The organism is Actinacidiphila sp. bgisy145 (assembly GCF_057708125.1).
Map to the genome: position 1 here is coordinate 26,991 of NZ_JBYIRL010000010.1, position 22,339 is coordinate 49,329.

A 22,339-nucleotide genomic window follows, 5' to 3' on the forward strand; every position below is an offset into this window, starting at 1 on the left:
CCCGGCGGCGGATCACACCAGCCGCCGCGCGGTCGCCCACCGCGTCAGCTCGTGCCGGTTGGACAGCTGCAGCTTCCGCAGCACCGCGGAGACGTGCGACTCCACCGTCTTCACCGAGATGAACAGCTGCTTCGCGATCTCCTTGTAGGCGTAGCCGCGCGCGATCAGCCGCAGCACCTCCCGCTCGCGCTGGGTGAGCCGGTCGAGGTCCTCGTCCACCGGCGGCGCGTCGGTGGACGCGAACGCGTCGAGCACGAAGCCGGCCAGCCGCGGCGAGAACACCGCGTCGCCGTCGCGCACCCGGAAGATCGAGTCGACCAGGTCGGGCCCGGTGATGGTCTTGGTGACATAGCCGCGCGCACCGCCGCGGATGACCCCGATCACGTCCTCGGCCGCGTCGGACACCGACAGCGCCAGGAACCGCACCGGCCGCTCCGGGTCGGCGCTGAGCGCCGCGCACCGCCGCAGCACCTCCACCCCGCCGCCGCCGGGCAGGTGGACGTCGAGCAGCACCACCTCGGGCCGGGTCGCGGTCACCACGCTGACCGCCTGGTCCACGTCGGCGGCCTCGCCGACCACCTCGACCCCGGTCTCCGCGGTGACCCCGATCTCCGCCTGGACCCCGGTGCGGAACATGCGGTGGTCGTCGACGAGCACCACCCGGACCCGTCGCTCGTCTCCCGTGGGCGTAGTCATGCCGCCGCCACCCTCTCCATCTCCAGTTCGACTTCCGTGCCGCCGCCGGGCGCCGCCCGCAGCCGGGCCTCACCGCCGTTGCGCCGCATCCGTCCGATGATCGATTCTCTTACGCCCATGCGGTCGCCGGGAACCTGGTCGAGGTCGAAACCGGGGCCGTGGTCGCGCACCGAGACGAACACCTTCGCCTCCTCGACCTCCGCGTAGACCTGGACCGCGCCGCCGCCACCGTACTTCGCACCGTTGACCATGGCCTCGCGCGCGGCCTGCATCTGCGCCACCAGCCGCTCGTCCAGCGGGCTGTCGCCGACGCACACCACCTCCACCGGCACGCCGTGCGCGTCCTCCACCTCCGCGGCGGCGGCCCGTACGGCCTCGGCCAGCGTGGTCGGCTCGTCGTCGCGGCCGGTGCCCTCCGGGCGGTACAGCCACGCGCGCAGCTCCCGCTCCTGGGCCCGGGCCAGCCGGGCCACCTCGCGCGGCTCGTCCGCGTGCCGCTGGATCAGCGTGAGCGTGTGCAGCACCGAGTCGTGCACATGGGCGGCGACCTCGGCCCGCTCCTGGGCGCGGATGCGCATCAGCCGCTCCGCGGACAGGTCCTGCGTCATCCGCACCAGGTACGGGCCGGCGATCAGCGCCACCCCGACCAGCACGGCGAGCGCGGCCTGGAGGATGCCGCCGAGGTGCCCGCCCGAGCCGCGCACCACGATGAAGCCGGTCACCCCGGCGATCACCAGCACGATGCCGCCCGCGGCGCGCACCAGCGGCCAGAACCGCTTGCCGTGGCTCATCTCGACCCAGTGCGCCTTGCGGGCGTTGTCGGCCTGCCGCCACACCAGCGCCACGCCGACACCGATCACCAGCAGCGGCCACACCGCGCGGTTGGCCGCGCCGAGGTTGAGGTTGCCCACGAGGATGCCGGTGCCGATCGCCAGTGCGATCAGCGCCAGCACCTGGCCCTTGTCGGGCCGCTTGCCCGCGAGCCAGGAGCGGGCGTCGCGCGGCTCCTTCGCCTCGGCGACCCCGCCGACGCCGAGCGGCACGAAGAACCAGAACACCGCGTAGAGCAGGATGCCGATGCCGTTGAAGACGGCGAGCAGCACGAACAGCGCCCGCAGCCACAGCACCGGCAGCCCGAGGTGGCCGGCCAGCCCGCGCGCCACGCCGCCGACCATCCGGCCCTCGGAGCTGCGGTAGAGCTTGCGCACCCCGCCGGCGCCGGGTTCCGGAGGCGCGAGGAAGGACGCGCCGGAGACGCCGCCGGGCGCTGCGGGCGGCGGCGGGGGGCTGGCTGACATACCCCGATCGTCACACAGGCACGCCCCGCGGGGCATCAGGGTGAACCCCCGTTGATGCGGGAACGGGACCCCCAGGGGACGTCCGGGGCGGGATCAGGGTCGGACCAGGGTCGGGGCGGGTGCCGGCGGGGCGCCGGACGGGCGACCATGGTGTCCATGACCGACCAGCCCGCCGACGACGCGGCCACCGCCACCGGCGGCCCGGCCGGCACCGAAGCCACCGGGGCCGACGCCGCTGCCGCCGACGCTGCCGCCACCGCCGTCCCGGCTGCCGGCGCCACCGCTGCCGACGGCCGTCCGGCCCTGCGGCGCGGCCACGGCGACAACAAGGTGATCGCCGGTGTCTGCCACGGCGCGGGCCGCTACTTCGACGTCGACCCGGTCATCATCCGGATCGTCCTCGCGGTGCTCGCCCTGACCGGCGGCATCGGCCTGATCATCTACGGGCTGGGCTGGCTGGTCGTGCCGCAGGAGGACGAGCAGGAGAGCGAGGCGCACCGGCTGCTGTCCGGCCGGATCGAGGGCGCGCCGCTGGTCGCCGTGCTGATGGCACTGGTCGGCTGCGGGCTGTACGCCTCGCTGCTGGGCAACGCCGCCAACCAGGCGTTCTCGCTGATCCTGCTGGGTTCCACCGTCGCCGCGCTGTACTGGTCGCAGCAGCGGTCCCGGCTGCGGGCGGCCGGTGAGGGCCCGCTCACGGCGGCGGGTTCCGTCGCGGACGCGCCGCCCGCCGCCCAGGCGCCGCCCGGGCCGGGCAGCGCCCCCTCCTGGTGGCGCGACCCGCTGACGAAGGCGCCGCCCTACCTGTGGGGCCCGGACGACGGGCCCTACGAGGGGCCGGACCAGCAGCCGTGGCGGGAGCGGCGCAGGGCGGAGCGCAAGGAGCGGAACTGGCCGTTCGGGCTGGCGGCGTTCCTGGTGGCGGCCACCGCCGCGGTGGTGGGCACCTCGGTGTCGCTGCCGCGGACGTCGGTGGGCAGCAGCCTGGAGATCGGGCTGCTGTCGGCGCTGTTCGTGTTCGGCGCCGCCTATCTCGTGGCGTCCTTCGCGGGCCGGCCGCGCGGGCTGACCGCGTTCTGGACGCTGCTGACCGTGGCCGGGCTGGTCGGCGCGGCCTGGCTGCCGAAGGACCAGCCGGGGTGGGGCACCACCTGGGCACCGGCGAGTGCGGCCGCGGTCCGGCCCGGGTACGAACGCGGGGTCGGCCACGGCGTGCTGGACCTGACGAACGCCGCCGCGCACGGCCGTACCGTCACCACGCGGCTGAGGGTGCGGGCCGGCGAGGCGCTGGTGCGGCTCCCGAAGGACGCCACCGTGGTGCTCAGCTACCACATCGGCGCCGGTGAGGTGCTGCTGCCCGGAGAGGACCACAGCGGAGTGGACATCAAGACCGGAGCCCATGACACGAAGGTGTACGCGGCCAGGCCGGGTACGGCGTCGGCCGGGACCGTGGAGGTGCGGGTCGACGTCGCCGTCGGGGACGTGCGGGTGGTCCGGTGAGGCGGCACCGCTTCGAACCGGCGGCCCTGGTGACGGGCCTGGTCCTGGTCACGCTGGCGGTGTTCTTCCTGCTCGACGTGCTCGGCGTGTGGGACCTGTCGGACCCGCGCCTCACGAGTGCGCTCGCGGGGGCGGGTCTCGGCCTGGTCGTCGCGACGTCGGTCGTCACGCAGGGGGTGCGGACCGTACTGGCCCTGCGGCGGCGGCGCTCGCCTCAGCGGTAGCCGGACCGGTGCCGCCTTCCGCGCCGCCGCCCGTCCCGGTGCGCCACTTCCTGATCAGCAGGTCGAGCGACAGGTACGGGGTGCCGGCGAGCAGCAGCGGCAGCCAGGCCATCAGGTAGATCAGGTCGTTGCCGTAGTAGTAGGGCGTGGTGGCCCAGCTGACCGTCAGCCACAGGCTCAGCGAGATCAGCGCGCCGCCGAGCGCGGCGACCCGGCCGAGCAGCCCGAAGAGCACACCGAGGCCGACCGCCAGTTCGCCGAGCGCGATCGCGTAGCCGAAACCGTGCGGGGCCTTGAGCGCGAGGTCGACCAGGCCCGGGATCGCCGCGGAGTCCCGCACGCCGTGCAGGGTCTGGAGCAGCGAGCCGTTCGCCGAGTCGGTGAAGAAGGTGTCGCTGGTCAGCTTGTCGAGCCCGGCGTAGGCGAAGGTCACTCCGAGGAAGATCCGCAAGGGCAGCAGCGCGTACCGGCGCGCGGTCTCCCGCCACATCTCCAGCATCTTCTTCCGCCTCTCCCGCCGCAGTTGGTGGGGTGGAAGTCGTCTTCCGTTGCAGCGGCGTCAGGAGGTGATACGTAGACCGGGGCGCCGCGACTCAACAGGCCGCGACTTTTCCCGGACCGGGCTTCGTGATGTCCCGGACCGGGCTTCGTGCCGGGCGGCCCGGCACGAAAAGCCCGCTCACTCCCACTCGATGGTGCCCGGCGGCTTGCTGGTGACGTCGAGCACGACCCGGTTGACGTCGGCGACCTCGTTGGTGATCCGGGTGGAGATCCGGGCCAGCACCTCGTACGGCAGCCGGGACCAGTCGGCGGTCATCGCGTCCTCGGAGGAGACCGGGCGCAGCACGATCGGGTGGCCGTAGGTGCGGCCGTCGCCCTGGACGCCGACCGAGCGGACGTCGGCGAGCAGCACCACCGGGCACTGCCAGATGTCGCGGTCCAGACCGGCCGCGGTCAGCTCCTCGCGGGCGATGGCGTCGGCTTCGCGCAGCAGGTCCAGGCGCTCGCGGGTGACCTCGCCGACGATGCGGATGCCCAGGCCCGGGCCGGGGAACGGCTGCCGCTGGACGATCTCCTCGGGCAGGCCGAGCTCCTGCCCGACCATCCGCACCTCGTCCTTGAAGAGCTTGCGCAGCGGCTCGACGAGGGCGAACTCCAGGTCCTCGGGGAGTCCGCCGACGTTGTGGTGCGACTTGATGTTGGCGGTGCCGGTGCCGCCGCCGGACTCCACCACGTCCGGGTAGAGGGTGCCCTGCACCAGGAACTCCACCGGCTGGTCGTCCGGCGCCTCGGCGACGATCTCGGCCTGCGCCTGCTCGAAGACCCGGATGAACTCCCGGCCGATGATCTTGCGCTTCTGCTCCGGGTCGGCGACCCCGGCCAGCGCGTCGAGGAACCGCTGGGAGGCGTCGACGATCTTCAGCCGCACCCCGGTCGCGGCCACGAAGTCCTTCTCGACCTGCTCGGTCTCGCCCTTGCGCATCAGGCCGTGGTCGACGTAGACGCAGGTCAGCCGGTCGCCGATGGCGCGCTGCACCAGGGCCGCGGCGACCGCGGAGTCCACGCCGCCGGACAGCCCGCAGATCGCCCGCCGGTCGCCGACCTGGGCGCGGATCGCGGCGACCTGCTCCTCGACGACATTGGTGGTGGTCCACTCCGGGGTGATGCCGGCGCCGCGGTAGAGGAAGTGCTCCAGGATCTGCTGGCCGTGCGTGGAGTGCATCACCTCGGGGTGGTACTGCACGCCGTACAGCCGCTTCTCGTCGTTCTCGAAGGCGGCGACCGGCACCACGTCGGTGCTGGCGGTGACGGTGAAGCCCGCGGGCGCGGCCGAGCAGGCGTCGCCGTGCGACATCCACACCGACTGCTGGTCCGGGGTGCCCTCGAAGAGGGTGGAGCCGGGCTTGGCGACCTCCAGGGCGGTACGGCCGTACTCCCGGGCGCCGGTGTTGTCGACGGTGCCGCCGAGCACCGTGGCCATCAGCTGGAAGCCGTAGCACATGCCGAAGACCGGGACCCCGGCGTCGAACAGCTCGCGGTCCAGGCGGGGCGCGCCCGGCTCGTAGACCGAGGAGGGGCCGCCGGACAGGATGATCGCCCGCGGCCGCTTGGCCAGCATCTCGGCGACCGGCATCGACGAGGGCACGATCTCGCTGTAGACCCGCGCCTCGCGCACCCGGCGCGCGATGAGCTGGGCGTACTGCGCGCCGAAGTCCACGACCAGGACGGTGTCGGTGGTGGTGTCGGTGGCGGCGGCGCCGTCGGGAGCGGGGTCGGCTGGGGTCGCTGAGGACACGGGCGGCCTTCCGGCGAGAGTACGGGAGAGTGGCACCCAGTCTACCCAGCGCCGGAGTGCTCCCCGGACGGCGCCTGCCGCCCCCTGCCGGGCACCCCGCCGGGCCCGCCGGCCGGACGCGCACGCCGGACCCGCCTTGCGCCGGACCGGGGGCCGTGGTCCATACTGGCGCCATGCTCACGTACACCTTCGCGTTTACCTATGGCACCGGCCGGTCCGGCTGCCATGGTCGCGTCGCGTGAGCTGACAACCAAGCGACCTCCAGGCGCCCCGGGCCACTCGGCCCGGGGCGCCTGTCGCTTCCCCGGACCGCGGCCCGGGTCGTGACGAAGACGCCCACGACCCGAGGAGCAGACCGTGACCGACACCCTTCCCCCCGACGCCGAGCAGACCATCACCGAGGCCCGGCAGCGCATCGACGATCTCGACCTGCGGATCATCGAGCTGGTCCGGCAGCGCGTCGGGGTCTCGCAGGAGGTGCAGGCGGCCCGGATGGGCGCCGGCGGCCGCCGGCTGCACCTGGCCCGCGAGATGGAGGTGCTGCGGGTGTACGGCGACGCGCTCGGCCGCCCCGGCACCGCGCTGGCGATGACCCTGCTGGAACTGGGCCGCGGCAAGGTATGACCATATGACCGCGACCCGCGCAGTTCCCCTTTCGAGGGGGATCACCCGAACGGCACGTGACCGGCCGACGGCCCCTTCGTTGGAGGTGGTGTCCGTGCCAGCCAGGGGCGGTAACCCAACACCACGCGTGGATATGGACACCGCCCAGACGCAGCTGGGCGGGGTGTGAGCCGGTGCGATGAGGCGGCTGCGGCAACGCGGCCGCCGTGGGACCTCGCATCGGTCGAAGTGACCGGACGGCAGGGGACAGCAGCCCGGTCGCGACTGGAAAAGAGGCGGTCGGTTCTCGGGGACGCCCGGGGCCGACCGCTCTGCGACCACCACATTACAGCGTGTTCAGGGCGTTTTGGGCAGCCGCGGCGCTTCTTCCGCCCGCGGTACCCGGGGCACCGGCAGCAGCGGCAGCCGCAGCGCGCCGAAAGCGTCCGCCGGCACGGCCGGGGCGAGCGGTTCCACCGCGGCGATCCTGCGGTACGGCTCGCCCTGGGCGGGCCGCGGGTCCGGCATGCCCTTGTTCGGCCACAGCGACATCGCCCGCTCGGCCTGCGCGGTGATGGTCAGCGACGGGTTCACCCCGAGGTTCGCCGAGACCGCGGCGCCGTCGACCACATGGATGCCCGGATGCCCGAACAGCCGGTGGTAGGGGTCGATGACGCCCTGCTCGGCGTCCGCGCCGATCGGGCAGCCGCCCAGGAAGTGCGCGGTCATCGGCCGGTCGGTGGCCTCGCCGACGTTGCTGCCGGCGAAGCCGTTGATCTCCTCGGCGATCAGCTCGGCCGCCCGCGCGCCCTCGGGGATGTGCACCGGGTTGGGGGCGCCGTGGCCCTGACGGGCGGTCAGCAGCCCCTTCCCCAGGCCCTTGTCCTTGCGGTAGGTGGTCAGCGAGTTGTCGCTGGTCTGCATCACCAGTCCGATGATCGTCCGCTCCGACCACCGGAAGTTCGACAGCGAGCGGAAGGCGACCGCCGGGTGCCGCAGGTAGTTCACCGCGAACTCCGCCCAGCGCGGCAGCTTCCCGCGGTAGGGCGCCGCCATGATCGACAGGTTGCCCATCGCGTTGGAGCCGCGGCCGTAGCGGACCGGCTCGATGTGGGTGTGGTCGTTCGGGTGCACCGAGGAGGTGATGGCCACGCCCCGGGTGAAGTCCAGCGGCCGGTCCGGGTAGCGCTTGCGGTAGCGCCCCGCGGAGGTCTGCGCGCCCACCAGCGCCTCGGAGTTGGTCCGGGTCAGCTCGCCCAGCCGCGCGGAGATCCGCGGCAGCCGCCCGCTGTCCCGCATGGCGTGCAGCAGCGTCTGGGTGCCGTAGGTGCCGGCCGCGACCACCACCTGCCGGGCCCGCAGCACCTGCCGGGTGCCCTTCCGGCGCCGGTCGGTCGGCACCGTGGTGACCAGGTAGCCGCCGGCCGGGTCCTCGGCCAGCTCCACGACCGTCGTCATCGCCCGGATCTGGGCGCCGGCCCGCTCCGCGAGGTGCAGGTAGTTCTCGTTCAGGGTGTTCTTCGCGCCGTGCCGGCAGCCGGTCATGCACTCGCCGCACTCGGTGCAGGCCCGCCGCCGCGGCCCGGCGCCGCCGAAGTACGGGTCCGCGACCTCCTCGCCGGGCGCCGCGCTCGGCCCGCCGGCGCCCTCGCCCTCACCGCAGGCGTCCCGCCCGTCGCCGAAGAACACCCCGACCGGCGCCAGGTGGAAGGTGTCCCCCACGCCCATCTTCTCGGCGGCGTCCCTGAGATGGACGTCGGACGGAGTCATCGTCGGGTTCAGCCGCACCCCGAGCATCCGCCGGGCCTGGTCGTAGTACGGCGCCAGCTCCTGCTGCCAGTCGGTGATCGCGCCCCACTGCCGGTCCTGGAAGAAGGCGGCGGGCGGCACGTAGAGGGTGTTGGCGTAGTTCAGCGAGCCGCCGCCGACGCCCGCGCCGGCCAGCACCAGCACCTTGCCCAGTACGTGGATGCGCTGGATGCCGTACAGGCCCAGGGCGGGCGCCCACAGGTAGTTGCGCACGTCCCAGGAGTTCTTCGGCAGCTCGTCGCGGGCGAAGCGGCGGCCGGCCTCCAGCACGCCGACCCGGTAGCCCTTCTCGGTCAGCCGCAGCGCGGAGACCGCGCCGCCGAAACCCGACCCGACCACGATGACGTCGAAGTCGTAGCCGTCGCCGTTGCCGTCTTCCTGTGCCACCTGGTCCTCCGGAGGGGTCGGTCGGTCGCGCCGCGGCCGGCGGGCGCCTTTGCCGGCGGGGCGCGGCGCGGGCGTACGAGGTGCGGCGGGTGCGGACGTTCAGTTCAGCGCAGGCGCAGCGCCTTCATCAGCCGCAGCGAGACGTTCAGCAGCGCCGCGTACTTCTCGTCGTCCATGCCGAACGCCGGGCCCATCGGCATCAGCCGCTGCACGGCCACGGTCTGCGCCTCGGTGTACTTCACGATGCCCTCCGAGCCGTGCCGGCGGCCCAGCCCGGAGTCCTTCATGCCGCCCATCGGCGCCCGCACGCTGCCGTAGGCCGCCGCGTACGCCTCGTTGACGTTGACCGTGCCGGAGCGCAGCCGGGCGGCGAGCGCGGTGCCGCGGCGGATGTCGCGGGTCCACACGCTGGAGTTGAGGCCGTACTCGCTCGCGTTGACCCGCGCGACCGCCTCGTCCTCGTCGCGGAAGCGGTAGACGGAGACCACCGGGCCGAAGGTCTCCTCCGCGCACACCGCCATCGGCGCCTCGACGTCGGCGAGCACCGTCGGCTCGTAGACGTACGGGCCGATGTCGGGGCGCGGGCGGCCGCCGGTGAGCACCCTGGCGCCCTTCTCCCGGGCCTCGTCCACGTGCCGGCTGACCACGTCGAGCTGCCGCTGCCCGACCAGCGAGCCCATGCCCGCGCCGTAGGCCAGCGCGGTGCCGAGCTTCAGCGACCGGGTCAGCTCGACGAACTTCGCGGTGAAGGCGTCGGCGACCGACTCGTGCACGAACAACCGCTCGATGGAGATGCACAGTTGGCCGGCAGAGGCGAAGCAGGCGCGGACCGCGCCCGCGGCGGCCCGGTCCAGGTCGGCGTCGCGCAGCACCAGCAGGGCGTTCTTGCCGCCGAGTTCCAGCGAGGCGCCGACCAGCCGGGCCGCGGCGCGCTGGGCGACCTCGCGGCCGGTGCGGGTGGAGCCGGTGAAGGAGACGTAGTCGGCGTGCTCCACGACTGCGGGGCCGACCACCGGTCCGTCCCCGATGACGATCTGCCACACGTCCTCGGGCAGCCCGGCCTCGATGAGCTGCCGGCGGGCCCACAGCGCGGTCAGTGCGGTCTCGGTGTCGGGCTTCATCACCACCGCGTTGCCGGCCGCGAAGGCGGGCAGCGCGTCGCCGACGGACAGCTCCAGCGGGTAGTTCCAGGGCGAGATCTGGCCCACCACCCCGCGCGGCTGGCGCAGTTCGAGCGCCTTGGTGAGGGTGGGCACGGCGCCGGTGTGCCGCCTGGGCCGCAGGTAGGCGGGCGCTTTGAAGCCGTAGTGCCGGGCGGACATCGCGACCACCTGGACCTCTTCGTGGGCGTGCAGCCGCGCCTTGCCGGTCTCCAGCTGGATCAGGTCCAGCACCTCGGCCTGCCGGGCGAGCACCAGGTCGTGGAAGCGCAGCAGCACCCGGGCCCGCTCGCGGACCGGGGTCGCCGCCCAGGCGGCCTGGGCGGCGCGGGCCCGGCGGTAGGCCTCGGCGACGTCGTCCGGGGTGGCCTCGGGCAGTTCGGCGAGCTGCTCGCCGGTCAGCGGGGTGTGGCCGACGGTCCGGCCCGAGCCGAGCACGCCCGCGGTCAGCCGGGCGACCAGGTCGGGGGTGACGACGTCCCGCGGGCCGCGCGCGACGGCGGGCCGGGGCGCGACGGGGTTGTCGGCGCTGCCGTCGGTGCTGCCGAAGTCGGGGGATGCAGTGCGGGCCACGCTTTCCGGCGAATCCGTCATGCCGGTGAGGGTACGGCGGCCGGGACGCCCTGGGTACCCATCAGTAGCTTTTTTCTCCGCGACTTCCACAACCACGCCAGTATGTGATGGCATCGTAATGATCTTCGCAGCTCAGAAGGGCCGCGCGGGGCTGGGGCAGGGGCGGTGGGGAGGGGAGCCGCGACGCGCCGGGCTCAGTGCGCGGTGTACGTCTCGACGGCCTTGTCGAACGCCTGCTGGACCGCCGCGCGCTGGCTGTCGAGCCCGGTCACCAGCACCACGTGGTACTTGCCGTCGATCAGCAGGGCGAGGTTGCGCGCGTACACGCCCTGGCCGCTGGAGTTGCGGTAGGTGTACTCGCCCTCCGCGGCCGGGTGTCCGTCCAGCGTCAGGGACTGAAGGCCCGAGGCGGAGGACCAGGAGGAGGCGCGGAAGTCGGCCAGCTCCGGTTCGTTGAGCTGGTAGGCGACCGGGTCGGTGCCGCGCGCGGAGGAGCTGTCGCGGCCGGGCACCACCGTCAGCTGGAGGTCGTTGCCGGCGTAGGTGACCTCGTCCTGGCCGTTGGGGCCCGAGCGCTGCCAGCCGGTGTGCACCGCGACGGAGAAGCCCGCACTGTCGTGCCGCAGCGCGTAGTCCGGGCCGAGCGCGGGTCCGGAGGGCGAGGCCGGCGCCGAGGTGGTGGCCTTCGCCGGGGGCGTGGTGGCGGGCGCCGACGTGGCCGGGGCGGTGCTGGCGCCGCCCTTGCCGTCGCTCTTGCCGCTGCCGGGCTTCGGCATCCCGGCCTGGACGGTGCGGTCGGCCTTCGCCCCGTCGCCGGAGCCGTCGCCGCGGTGCGGCATGAGCAGCAGCGCGTAGGCGACCGCGGCCGCGAGGATCACCAGCACCGCGATCAGCAGCCGCATCCCGAGCCGGCGCGGCGCGTCGTCGCTGCCGTCGGGACGCCGGTAGACGACGTCCTCCTCATGGATGGGCGGGCGGGCCGTGACGTGCGGGCCGCCGCGGGCCGCGGCCGGGCGGGCCGGGGCGGACGGGCGCGGCTGCCGGGGCGGCGCGGCCGGGCGGGCGGCCTCCATCGGCGCGGTGGCGGCGGGGCCGGCCGGTCCCAGGCCGGACATGCCCAGCGCGTTGGCCGGCCCGGCGGCCTTGCCGGGCTTGGGCAGCTTCGGGGGCCGGCCGGTCCTGGCCTGCTTGCCGCGCGCGTGCCGCCGGTGCTGGGTGCCGGCCGCCGCCTCGGCGGCCGCCTTCTTCCGGCGCCGCCGCACCAGTTCGCCGCGGCGCCGCTTGACCGGCAGCTTCGCCGGGTCGGTGGGCACCTGCACGGCGCTCACCCCGATGTCGGGCTCGGGCGCGGACCGGATCAGCGAGCGCAGCCAGCCGCCCAGTTCCTCGGCCTCCGGCCGCTCCTCGGGGTCCTGGCGCAGCAGCGACTCCACGACCGGCCGCAGCGGGCCGCACTCCTCGGCGAAGGCCGGCGGCTCCGCGCAGACCAGCTGGACGAGTTCGGCGGCGCTCTCCTCGGGGAAGGGCGGGTGGCCCTGGACGCTGCGGAACAGCAGCGAGCCGAGCGCCCACAGGTCGGCGGCCGGGCCGACCGGCGGCGACAGCCGCCAGTTCTCGTGCACGGCGTGCGCCTGCTCCGGCGCCCAGCGCTCGGTGACGGCGCCGACCACGGTGATCCGGTTCTGCCGGGCCCGCTCCTGTTCGAGCGCGGAGCGCGGGCCGTGCCAGTCGCCGGCCTCCTCGTCCTCGCCGCCGCCGGCGAGCACCTGCTCGGGCACCGGGTCGTAGCCGCACAGCGCTTCCTGGGCGGCGCCCGCGGCCAGCCCGGCGAGCATGGCCCGGCCGTCGTCGCAGACCAGGACGGTGCTCGCGGTGACATTGCGGTGGGTCCAGCCGGTGGCGTGCAGCGCGCGCAGCGCGGTCAGCACGTCGGAGGCGACCTCGGCGGCGCGGTAGGCGTCGAGCGGCCGCTCGGCGAGCAGGGCGGCCAGCGGGCGTGCGGACACCAGTTCGCTCGCGATCCACAGGCTGCCGCCCTCGACGAAGATGTCGAAGACCTGGACCAGCCGCGGATGGTCGGGGATGGCGGCCGCGCTGCGGGCTGCCGCCAGGGCGCGCCGGGAGCTCTCGTCCAGCCCGTCGCCGTCGGGCCCGTCGGGGCCGTCGTCGACGCCGACCACCTCGGGCAGCAGCACCTGGTGGACCAGGACCTCCTGGCCGCTGTAGGTGTCGAAGGCGCGGCTCTCGACGAGTTCGAACCCGTCGGCGGGTGGCCGGGGCAGCCGGTAGCGTTCAGCGAGCACCCGGCCTGCGTACTCCTCCACGGCGCCCCCCTTCCGGTCCGCCCGTCCGCTCATCCGCCCGCTCGTCAGGCCGAACCCCCGTAGCGGTCAGGCCTGTTCAGGTCCGGGCACCTCCGACGGCGAGTCGGTCGGTTTCCGGCTGCGGACAGTCCACACGTATTCACCTTACGTGCTTCGGCCCGCTTACTTCGCCGGTTTGAAGGTACTGAAGAAGGTCTGGAGCCGCTCCTTGTTCACGGCACTGCCCCACGCCCCGCTGGGCGTGGTGAACATCAGGGCGTAGCCGTGCTTGCTGTCCGTCACCATGCCGCGGTTCAGGACATGTACGGCCTTACCCTGCTGCTGCCGGGTGTATTCCCAGTCGGCCGCGTCGTAGTCGCGGTAGTCCACCGAGACGACCTTGATCTTGTGGTAGTCCTTCATCGTGCTCTGGGCGGCGGCCGACGAGGTCTGCCAGTCGCCCAGCGCGCTCTTGCCGGGCTTGTGGGTCCAGTCCACGAGCAGGTTCTCGCCGCCGCTGCCCTTGAAGCGCGAGCCGGCGCCGTACCCGTCGTCGCCGACCCGCTTCCATCCGGCGGGCAGGGCGATGGAGAAGCCCTCGGAGTCCTTGAAGACGTGCCAGCCCTTGGGCAGGTCCGAGGAGGTGCCGGACGCGGTGGTCGAGGCGGTGGTCGCGGGGGTGGTGGCCGCGGTCGTGGGCTGCCCGGTGCTGCCGTCGGGGTCCTGGGCCTGGCCGGACTGGTCGGCGGCGTTCTTCCCGCTCCCCTGGGCGGCGGTGCTGGGGGTGGCGCCGGGCGTCTTCGAGCCGCTCTTGCCGTCGCCGCCGCCGGAGTTGGCTATCGCGACGCCGATCACGGTGCCCAGCAGCGCCAGCACCACCAACGCGACCACGATCACCATGGTGCGGCGCGGCACCACGTCGCTCAGCGGCGCGCGGGCCGGGCCGGCCGGCACCGCCGCGCCGGGCCCGGCCGGCACCTTGCGGTCGGCGGCCTTGCGCAGCGAGCGCAGCGCCTCGCGCGCCCTGGCCTGGTCGAGCGCGGCCTTGCGTGCGGCGGGCGGCGCGTCGGTGGGCACCGGCTGCGGGTCGGTGGCGCCGCCGGGCGGGGCGGCGGGGGCGGCCGGCAGGGCCATGGTGCGGGTGGCCTCGGCGGGCGGCACGGCCGGCTCGTCGGGGGCGTTGATCACCGCGTTGAGCAGCCGGCGCGCGCCCGCGTCGTCCAGCCGCCGGTCCGGGTCCTTCACCAGCAGCCCGGAGATCACCTCGGCGAGCGGCCCGGCGTTGCGCATCGGCCCGACCGGTTCGGTCATCACCGCGGTGAGGGTGGCGATCGCGGAGCCCTTGTCGTACGGCGGGTGACCCTCGACGGTGGCGTACAGCAGCGCGCCGAGCGACCACAGGTCGGCGGGCGGGCCGGGCTTCTGGCCGCGGGCCCGCTCGGGCGAGATGTAGGAGGGCGCGCCGACCAGCATGCCGGTGGACGTCACCGAGGGGTCGCCGTCGATCAGGGCGATGCCGAAGTCGCCGAGCACCACCCGCCCGGCGCCCGAGGCGCGGCCTTCCTCGTCGTCGCCGGTCTCCGCGAGCAGCACGTTGGACGGCTTCACGTCGCGGTGCAGGATGCCCTCGGCGTGCGCCGCCTTGAGCACGTCGAGCAGCACCAGCCCGATCTCGGCGGTGCGTCGGGGGCTGAGCGGCCCGTCCTCGCGGATCGCGTCGGCGAGCGAGCGGCCCTCGACCAGCTCCATGACGATCCACGGCCGGTCGTCCTCCTTGACGACGTCGAAGACCGTGATGGCGCCGGTGTTGCGGATGCGCGCGGTGGCCTTCGCCTCGCGCAGGGTGCGGGTGACCAGCCGGCGCTTCTCGTCGTCGTCCACGTTGCCGGGGAAGCGCAGCTCCTTCACCGCGACGCTGCGGCCGAGCGTCTCGTCGACCGCGCGCCACACGGTGCCCATGCCGCCCCTGCCGAGCACACCGCCGAGACGGTACCGGTCGGCGAGCACGCGTCCGTCGGTGACTTCGTCCTCGCTCATGGCTTCCCTCTGTCGTGTCGTACCGGTGCGGTGGCCCCCTGCGCCGCGGCTCCGGGCGGGTGCCGGGCCGGGGCGGGCGGCGCCCGCCGGGTCCGGCTGCGCGCGCGGTGCGGCGGGGCAGCCGCCAACTGCGGCACCGGCGGCGGTTGTCGGGCGGTTCGGCTCCCCATCATCCCCGAACGGGCGCGGTGGTTGCGAACCCGGCAGGTCAGTCGGCGGCCCGGAATCCGGCGACGGCGTTGTTGAAGACCGGCAGCCACTGCTGCCACTGGGCGTCCGGGGCCGACAGGTAGATGGCGTACTCGGTGGCGCCGGGCTGCCCGAAGCCGAGGTCGATGGCGTGCCAGTCGCGGACCTTGCCCTTGAAGGTGAACTCCCACAGCGCGGCCTTCTGGCCGAGGTGCACGGTGCGGTCCATCCGCTCGCGGTGATAGGTGTCACCCACCGCCTGCTCGGTCTGCGGCTCGATCTGCTGGAAGTGCTCCAGCGGGTCGGTGCTGGCGAACGGCAGCGCGTCGATCTTCAGCCCGACCAGCCCGTCGGGAGTGACCCAGTCGACCTCGTCGGTGCCGTTGGGGGTGGTGCGCTTCCAGCCCTCGGGCACCGGCACCGTGTAGTGGTAGCCGTCGTGGTCCTCGTCGGCGAGCCGGTAGCCGGCCGGGAGCGGCGGCGCCGGCGTGGTCTGCGCCGCCGTCGGGTCGGCGCCCGCCAGGTCGGTGGTGGCCGGGCCGGTCGGGCTCGCCGAGCCGCTGCTCTTCGCACGGCCGCCGGCGGCGGGGTGCTGGGAGCGGTGGACGGCGTACAGCGCGCCGCCGACCACCACGGCGGCCGCGACGACGGCGGCGATCCACGGCAGGGCGCGGCGGCGGCGCCGCGTCACGGGGGACGGGTCCGGCGCCGGGGACGAGGCCGGGGCCGGGGCCGGGACCGGAGCTGGGACCGGGGACGGGACCGGCGGCGGGGGCGGCCCGAACGCGCCGGGGGCGGCGGCCTGCGGCGCCTGCCCCGGCTGCGGTGAGGAAGGCGGCACCGGGACGGCGGCGGACGGGGCGTAGGGGGACATCCGGGTGGTGGTGGTCTGGCCGGGCGGCGACTCGAAGCGGAGCCGGTCCACCTGCGCGGTGTCCGACTCGGCGGCCGGTACCCGCAGCATCTGCTCGGCCGCTTCGGCCGACAGCCGCTTGTCGGGTTCCTTGGCGAGCAGCCCGGTGATGACCTCGGTGAGGACCCCGGCCTTCGCCGGCTGCCGTACCGGCTCCTCGGCGATGGCGTACGCGGTCTCGATCGCGGTGGGGCGGTGGAAGGGCGAGTCGCCCTCGACCGCCTGGTACAGGGTCGCGCCCAGCGCCCACAGGTCCGACTCCGGCCCGGGCAGGGCGCCGCGTATCCGTTCCGGGCTCAGGAAGTCGATGGAGCCGATGAGTTCACCGGTGCGGGTCAGGGTGGAGGTGCCGGACGCCTGGGCGATACCGAAGTCGGTCAGGACGATCCTGGAGTCCTCGCCGAGCAGCACGTTGCCGGGTTTGACGTCGCGGTGCAGCACCCCCGCGCGGTGGGCGGCGCGCAGCGCGGCGACCATTCCGCGGCCGACCCGGGCGGCCTCGGCCGGCGCCAACGGGCCCTGCTCCTTGAGGCGTTCGCCCAGGGTGACGGAGGGGACGTACTCCATCACGATCGACGGCAGGCCCGCGTCGTCGACCACGTCGTGGACCACCACCACGTTGGGGTGGCTGATCCGCGCGGCGGCGCGGGCCTCCCGCCGGGTGCGCTCGAAGAGCGTCGCCAACTCCTCGTCGTCCATGTGCGGCTGAGGCGGGTGCAGTTTCTTCACCGCGACCCGGCGGCCGAGGAGTTCGTCCTCGGCCAGCCACACCGTGCCCATCCCGCCCCGGCCGACGCGTTCGAGCAGCCGGTAGCGGCCCGCGACGAGCCGCCCCTCGTCGCCGTGTCCGGACCCATTCATGTCGTGCCCTCCCCGCGGGCGCTCCCGGCTCGCGCCCAGGCGAACTCCGCGCCTAGAGGGGCACGATATCGGGCGCGCCCAGCCGCGCGGCGTCCGCGGTCTGGTCGTCGGGCTGGAGTTGGGACTCCCGCTCGGCCTCGACCCGCTTCTCGTAGTACGCCACTTCCTTGTCGATCTGCGCCTGGTCCCAGCCCAGGACGGGCGCGATCAACTCCGCGGCGGGGCGGGCGCTGCCGGTGCCGCGGTCGAAGGTCTCGATGGAGATACGCGTTCTGCGGGTCAGCACGTCCTCCAGGTGGCGGGCGCCCTCGCTGCGGGCGGCGTAGACGATCTCGGCGCGCAGGTAGTCGTCGGCGGCGGGCAGCGGTTCGCCCAGTGACGGGTCGTCGGCGATCAGCGCCAGCACCTCGTCGGTGAGGGTGCCGTAGCGGTTGAGCAGGTGCTCGACCCGGGCGACGTGCAGCCCGGTGCGGGCGGCGGTGCGGGCCCGGCTGTTCCATCCGGCCCGGTAGCCCTCGGCGCCGAGCAGCGGCACGTCCTCGGTGCAGCAGCCGGCGACCTTGCGGTCCAGGCCGTGCACCGCCTCGTCCACCGCGTCCTTGGCCATCACCCGGTAGGTGGTGTACTTGCCGCCGGCCACCACCACCAGGCCCGGCAGCGGGTGGGCGACGGTGTGCTCGCGGGACAGCTTGCTGGTGGCGTCGGACTCGCCGGCCAGCAGCGGCCGCAGCCCGGCGTAGACACCCTGGACGTCGTCCCTGGTCAGCGGGGTGGAGAGCACCGAGTTGACGTGTTCGAGCAGGTAGTCGATGTCGGCGCTGGAGGCCGCCGGGTGCGACTTGTCCAGGTCCCAGTCGGTGTCGGTGGTGCCCACGATCCAGTGCCGGCCCCAGGGGATGACGAACAGCACGCTCTTCTCGGTGCGCAGGATCAGCCCGGTGGTGGAGTGGATGCGGTCCTTGGGCACCACCAGGTGGATGCCCTTGGAGGCGCGGACGTGGAACTGGCCGCGCTCGCCGATCAGGGCCTGCGTGTCGTCGGTGAACACCCCGGTGGCGTTGACCACCTGACGGGCCCTGACCTCGTAGGTGCCACCCGCCTCCAGGTCCTCCACCCGGGCGCCCACCACCCGCTCGCCCTCGCGCAGGAAGCCCACCACCCGGGCCTGGTTGGCCACCACCGCGCCGTAGGAGGCCGCGGTGCGCACCAGCGTCACCACCAGGCGGGCGTCGTCGACCTGCGCGTCGTAGTACTGCAAGGCGCCGACCAGGGCGTCCTTGCGCAGCGCGGGCGCCACCCGCAGGGCGTGGCGGCGGCTGAGGTGGCGGTGGACGGGCAGGCCGCGGCCGTGTCCTGAGGAGATCGACATCGCGTCGTAGAGCGCCACGCCCGAGCCGGCGTAGAGCCGCTCCCACCCCTTGTGCTGGAGCGGGTAGAGGAAGGGCACCGGCCGGACCAGGTGCGGGGCCAGCCGCTCCAGCAGCAGCCCGCGCTCCTTCAGCGCCTCCCTGACCAGGGCGAAGTCCAGCATCTCCAGATAGCGCAGCCCGCCGTGGATGAGCTTGCTCGACCGGCTCGACGTGCCGGACGCCCAGTCGCGCGCCTCGACCAGGCCCACCGACAGGCCGCGCGTGGCGGCGTCCAGCGCCGTGCCCGCGCCGACCACGCCACCGCCCACGACCAGGATGTCCAGTTCGTGTTCGGCCATCCGGGCGAGAGCCTGGGCCCGTTCCGCCGGGCCGAGTGATGTCGTACGCATCCGTGCCTCCGTGACTGCGTCGCTGCGGTGCCGCTCGGTGAGTCGCCGTACCGCTCGGTGAGCCGTGTACCGCTCGGTGAGCCGCCCTCGTCCGGGCCGGTGACGGCCGTGGGGTACCTACCCGCTCCTTCGATAGTGACCGCCACCGCGCTGCCCGGCCAGCGCTGCCGGGCGCCGCACCGGTGCCGCCCCGGCGCGCCGCGTGGTCATATCAGTCATTTGTCTGGTTAGCCTGCTTTAGAGTCCTTTGTGAGTCCGTTCGTGCGTCTCGCCAGAGGGCGGCTCCAGGGAGAGGACCGGAAACCATGCCCGCAGACCTCGCCGTACTCGGACTGGGCCACACCGGTCTCCCCCTCGCGCAGGCGGCCGCCGCGGCCGGCATCGGCACCATCGGGTACGACCCCGATCCGGCCGTGGCCGCCGACGTCAACGCCGGCCGGGTGCCGCCGGGCACCCTGGCCGCGGCCGAACTGCGCCGGATGCTGGCCGGCGGCTTCCGCGCCACCAGCGACCCCGCCGCGCTGGGCCGGGTGCGGACCGCCGTGATCTGCGCGCCCACCCCGCTCGGCGAGGACCACGCCCCGGACCTGACCGCGCTCACCGCGGCCGCCCGCGCGCTCGCCGGCCACCTGCGCCCGCACACCACGGTGGTGCTGGAGTCCGCGGTGCACCCCGGCACCACCGAGCAGTACCTGCGGCCGCTGATCGAGGCCGGCGGGCTGCGGGCCGGCCGCGACTTCCACCTCGCCTACTCCCCCAGCCGGCTCGACCCGGGCAACCGCGCCTTCCCGCTCACCCACATCCCCAAGGTGGTCGGCGGCCTCACCCCCGCCTGCACCGAGGCCGCCGCCGCGTTCTACAGCCGGCTCAGCGAGCGGGTGGTGCGCGCCCGCGGCCCGCGCGAGGCCGAGGCGGTCAAGCTCCTGGAGACCAACTACCGGCACGTCAACATCGCCTTCGCCAACGAGATGGCCGTCTACTGCCACGACATCGGCGTCGACCTGTGGGACGTGATCCGCTGCGCGGAGACCAAGCCGTTCGGCTTCCAGGCCTTCCGCCCCGGCCCCGGCGTCGGCGGCCACGCCGCCCCCCTCGACCCCAACGCCGCGCCCCACTTCGCCACCGGCACCGGCCGCCCGCGCACCCCCGGCCACCCCCTGCGCATGGTCGAACTCGCCCAGGAGGTCAACGGGCGCATGCCGCGCTACGTCGTCCAGCGCGCCGCGGCCCTGCTCAACGAGCACGGCAAGTCCCTGCGCGGCGCCCGGGTGCTGCTGCTCGGCGTCACCTACAAGGCCGACCTCGCCGATCAGCAGGGCGCCCCGGCCCGGGAGATCGGCACCCGGCTGATGGAGCTGGGCGCGCAGCTGTGCTACCACGACCCTTACGTGCCGCAGTGGCGCGTTCTCGACCATCCGGTGCCGCGCGCGGACTCGCTGTGGGAGGCCGCGGCCGACGCCGACCTGACGCTGCTGCTCCAGCACCACCGCACGTACGACCTCCAGGGGCTGGCGGTCAAGGCCCAACTGCTGCTCGACACCAGGGGCGCGACCCCGGCGGGCGCTGCGGCCCGCCTCTAGGCGGCGCCTGCCGCGTCTGACCTGCCTGACCTGCCTGACGTGGGACAACAGCGCTTCGTGGGGCGGAGGTTGTGCGGGCTTGTCGTGGTCCTGTAACGACCGGATGAATCGTCTTGTCCGATTGTCTGCGCCCACTGCTAGATTTCGGCATCACTGTTTCGCACGGGGGCGCAACCCTGTGCGCTACCCGCTTCCGTCCCCGGGGGAACCTTTCGTGAGCGCCAACTACCCGCCTCCACAGCAGCCTTCCGGCCAGAACCCGTACGCGGCCGGCCCGCAGGGGGGCAACCCCTACGGCCCGCCGCCGGCCGGCAGCCCGTACGGCGCGCCGCAGGCCGCGCCCGCCTTCAACCCGAACGCGTACCCGCCGCCGGTCGCGGCCCGGCAGAACGACAACACCGGCCTCGGCATCGCGGTCGGCGTCGTGGTCGCCATCGTCGCGGCGCTCGCCTACGGCGGCCTGCTGCGCGCCCTGGCCAAGAGCGACGGCACCACCGTCGAGTTCCGGTACGCCGCGCTCGCGGTCGGCGCGCTGATCGGCGTCGCCATGGGCAAGCTCGGCGGCCGCAACATCGCCCTGCCGATCCTGGGCGCCCTGCTCGCGATCGCCGCCGTGATCTTCGGTGAGATCTTCGGCGGCGCGCTGATCATCAGCCACTACGCCAGCGAGCACGGCGGCAGCATCTCCGTGTCCACCCTGCTCTTCCACCACTTCGGCGACCTGTTCAAGGCGTGGAAGTCGGACTTCGGCGCGATGCGCGCCTTCTTCCTGATCTTCGCCGGGGTCGCGGCCGCGGGCCTGGCCAAGCGGATGGGCGAGAACTGAGCCACCCCGCCGCCGCGCCGGCGGCATGACGGGAGGGCCCGTACCGCGCAGCCGCGGTGCGGGCCCTCCCGTCGGTGCGGCGCAAACCGCGGACGCCGGTGCCGGCGGGCTCAGCGGTGGTGCGTGGGCGAGACCGTGACCTCGACCCGCTGGAACTCCTTCAGGTCCGAGTAGCCGGTGGTGGCCATCGAGCGGCGCAGCGCGCCGAAGAAGTTCATCGAGCCGTCGGGGGCGTGCGAGGGGCCGAGCAGGATCTCCTGGGTGTTCCCCGCGGTGCCGAGGTTCATCCGCTTGCCGCGCGGCAGTTCGGTGTTGACCGCCTCCATGCCCCAGTGGAAGCCGCGGCCGGGCGCGTCGGTGGCGCGGGCCAGCGGGGAGCCCATCATCACCGCGTCCGCGCCGCACGCGATCGCCTTCGGCAGGTCGCCGCTGGCGCCGAAGCCGCCGTCCGCGATGACGTGGACGTACCGGCCGCCGGACTCGTCCATGTAGTCGCGGCGGGCGGCCGCGACATCCGCGACGGCGGTGGCCATCGGCACCTGGATGCCCAGCACGTTCCGCGTGGTGTGCGCGGCGCCGCCGCCGAAGCCGACCAGCACGCCCGCCGCACCGGTGCGCATCAGGTGCAGCGCCGCGGTGTACGTGGCGCAGCCGCCGACGATCACCGGCACGTCCAGCTCGTAGATGAACTGCTTGAGGTTCAGCGGCTCGTGCGACCCGCTGACGTGCTCGGCCGAGACCGTGGTGCCGCGGATCACGAACAGGTCGACGCCCGCGTCCACCACGGCCTTGGAGAACTGCGCGGTGCGCTGCGGGGAGAGGGCGGCCGCCGTGGTCACCCCGGCGTCCCGCACCTCCTTGATCCGCTGCCCGATCAGCTCCTCGCGGATCGGGGCGGCGTAGATCTCCTGGAGGCGCGCGGTGGCCCGCGAGTCGTCCAGCTCGGCGATCTCCGCGAGCAGCGGCTCCGGGTCCTCGTACCGCGTCCAGAGCCCTTCGAGGTTCAGCACCCCCAGGCCGCCGAGGTTGCCGATCCGGATCGCCGACTCCGGGGAGACCACCGAGTCCATCGGCGCGGCCAGGAACGGCAGCTCGAAGCGGTACGCGTCGATCTGCCACGCGATCGAGACCTCCTTGGGGTCCCGGGTCCGCCGGCTGGGCACCACGGCGATGTCATCGAACGCGTATGCCCTGCGGCCCCGCTTGCCCCGCCCGATCTCGATCTCAGTCACGTCCTACGCCTCTCTGTCCGTCCTGCGGTCCCCAGTATGGCGGGTCCCCCCGAAGCGGGCGCTTCCGCCCGTCCGAGGACCACCTGCCCGTGG

General features: G+C 74.1%; 16 protein-coding genes. 5 read left to right on the forward strand and 11 right to left on the reverse strand.

What is annotated here, in order from left to right; all coding sequences use genetic code 11:
• Window positions 1-12: 12 nt before the first annotated feature.
• Window positions 13-696, reverse strand: a complete 684-nt coding sequence (locus AC3ERT_RS11190; RefSeq protein ID WP_335978160.1) for a LuxR C-terminal-related transcriptional regulator — start codon at window positions 694-696, stop codon at window positions 13-15.
• Window positions 693-1,994 carry an ATP-binding protein gene (locus AC3ERT_RS11195; RefSeq protein ID WP_335978161.1) on the reverse strand — a complete coding sequence of 434 codons (1,302 nt, stop codon included), beginning with the start codon at window positions 1,992-1,994 and terminating at the stop codon, window positions 693-695. Before AC3ERT_RS11195 ends, AC3ERT_RS11190 begins: the two co-directional genes overlap by 4 nt.
• A gap of 156 nt (window positions 1,995-2,150) precedes the next feature.
• Here AC3ERT_RS11195 and AC3ERT_RS11200 point away from each other — a divergent pair, with 156 nt between their 5' ends.
• Window positions 2,151-3,494 carry a PspC domain-containing protein gene (locus AC3ERT_RS11200; RefSeq protein WP_435173850.1) on the forward strand — a complete coding sequence of 448 codons (1,344 nt, stop codon included), beginning with the start codon at window positions 2,151-2,153 and terminating at the stop codon, window positions 3,492-3,494.
• Window positions 3,491-3,718 carry a hypothetical protein gene (locus tag AC3ERT_RS11205; protein ID WP_335978163.1) on the forward strand — a complete coding sequence of 76 codons (228 nt, stop codon included), beginning with the start codon at window positions 3,491-3,493 and terminating at the stop codon, window positions 3,716-3,718. Before AC3ERT_RS11200 ends, AC3ERT_RS11205 begins: the two co-directional genes overlap by 4 nt.
• Here the strand turns inward: AC3ERT_RS11205 and AC3ERT_RS11210 are convergent.
• Both AC3ERT_RS11210 and guaA read right to left on the reverse strand, forming a co-directional pair.
• On the reverse strand, window positions 3,660-4,217 hold the full coding sequence (locus AC3ERT_RS11210; RefSeq protein ID WP_435125045.1) for a DoxX family membrane protein: 558 nt from the start codon (window positions 4,215-4,217) through the stop codon (window positions 3,660-3,662). The two genes, AC3ERT_RS11205 and AC3ERT_RS11210, sit on opposite strands and share 59 nt — an antisense overlap.
• Window positions 4,218-4,397: 180 nt before the next feature.
• A complete protein-coding gene (gene guaA, locus AC3ERT_RS11215) occupies window positions 4,398-6,014 on the reverse strand; it encodes a glutamine-hydrolyzing GMP synthase (protein ID WP_435125048.1) in 1,617 nt (538 codons plus the stop codon).
• Between the two features lie 357 nt (window positions 6,015-6,371).
• Here guaA and AC3ERT_RS11220 point away from each other — a divergent pair, with 357 nt between their 5' ends.
• Entirely contained in the window at window positions 6,372-6,638 is a 267-nt protein-coding gene (locus AC3ERT_RS11220; RefSeq protein ID WP_335978165.1) for a chorismate mutase, read from the forward strand.
• Between the two features lie 336 nt (window positions 6,639-6,974).
• Here AC3ERT_RS11220 and AC3ERT_RS11225 read toward each other — a convergent pair whose 3' ends face one another.
• The 6 genes from AC3ERT_RS11225 to AC3ERT_RS11250 form a co-directional block, all read right to left on the reverse strand.
• Complete coding sequence (locus tag AC3ERT_RS11225) at window positions 6,975-8,813, reverse strand: GMC family oxidoreductase N-terminal domain-containing protein (protein ID WP_435173852.1); 1,839 nt, start codon at window positions 8,811-8,813, stop codon at window positions 6,975-6,977.
• 104 nt (window positions 8,814-8,917) lie between these two features.
• Window positions 8,918-10,567, reverse strand: a complete 1,650-nt coding sequence (locus AC3ERT_RS11230; protein ID WP_435173854.1) for a succinic semialdehyde dehydrogenase — start codon at window positions 10,565-10,567, stop codon at window positions 8,918-8,920.
• A gap of 173 nt (window positions 10,568-10,740) precedes the next feature.
• Window positions 10,741-12,870, reverse strand: a complete 2,130-nt coding sequence (locus AC3ERT_RS11235) for a protein kinase family protein (protein ID WP_435173856.1) — start codon at window positions 12,868-12,870, stop codon at window positions 10,741-10,743.
• A 162-nt stretch (window positions 12,871-13,032) separates the two neighbouring features.
• Entirely contained in the window at window positions 13,033-14,886 is a 1,854-nt protein-coding gene (locus tag AC3ERT_RS11240) for a serine/threonine-protein kinase (RefSeq protein ID WP_435125061.1), read from the reverse strand.
• A 208-nt stretch (window positions 14,887-15,094) separates the two neighbouring features.
• The gene (locus tag AC3ERT_RS11245) at window positions 15,095-16,849 is read right to left on the reverse strand and encodes a serine/threonine-protein kinase (RefSeq protein ID WP_435173858.1); all 1,755 of its coding nucleotides are present in this window, start codon (window positions 16,847-16,849) and stop codon (window positions 15,095-15,097) included.
• 52 nt (window positions 16,850-16,901) lie between these two features.
• Window positions 16,902-18,608 (reverse strand): glycerol-3-phosphate dehydrogenase/oxidase, encoded by a 1,707-nt coding sequence (locus AC3ERT_RS11250; protein WP_335978171.1) that lies wholly within the window; start codon window positions 18,606-18,608, stop codon window positions 16,902-16,904.
• Window positions 18,609-18,913: 305 nt separating this feature from the next.
• Here AC3ERT_RS11250 and AC3ERT_RS11255 point away from each other — a divergent pair, with 305 nt between their 5' ends.
• On the forward strand, window positions 18,914-20,188 hold the full coding sequence (locus AC3ERT_RS11255) for a nucleotide sugar dehydrogenase (protein WP_435173860.1): 1,275 nt from the start codon (window positions 18,914-18,916) through the stop codon (window positions 20,186-20,188).
• A gap of 214 nt (window positions 20,189-20,402) precedes the next feature.
• The gene (locus AC3ERT_RS11260; protein ID WP_335978173.1) at window positions 20,403-21,014 is read left to right on the forward strand and encodes a DUF3824 domain-containing protein; all 612 of its coding nucleotides are present in this window, start codon (window positions 20,403-20,405) and stop codon (window positions 21,012-21,014) included.
• Between the two features lie 110 nt (window positions 21,015-21,124).
• Here the strand turns inward: AC3ERT_RS11260 and AC3ERT_RS11265 are convergent, their stop codons facing one another.
• On the reverse strand, window positions 21,125-22,246 hold the full coding sequence (locus AC3ERT_RS11265; protein WP_335978174.1) for a GuaB3 family IMP dehydrogenase-related protein: 1,122 nt from the start codon (window positions 22,244-22,246) through the stop codon (window positions 21,125-21,127).
• Between the last annotated feature and the right edge of the window lie 93 nt (window positions 22,247-22,339).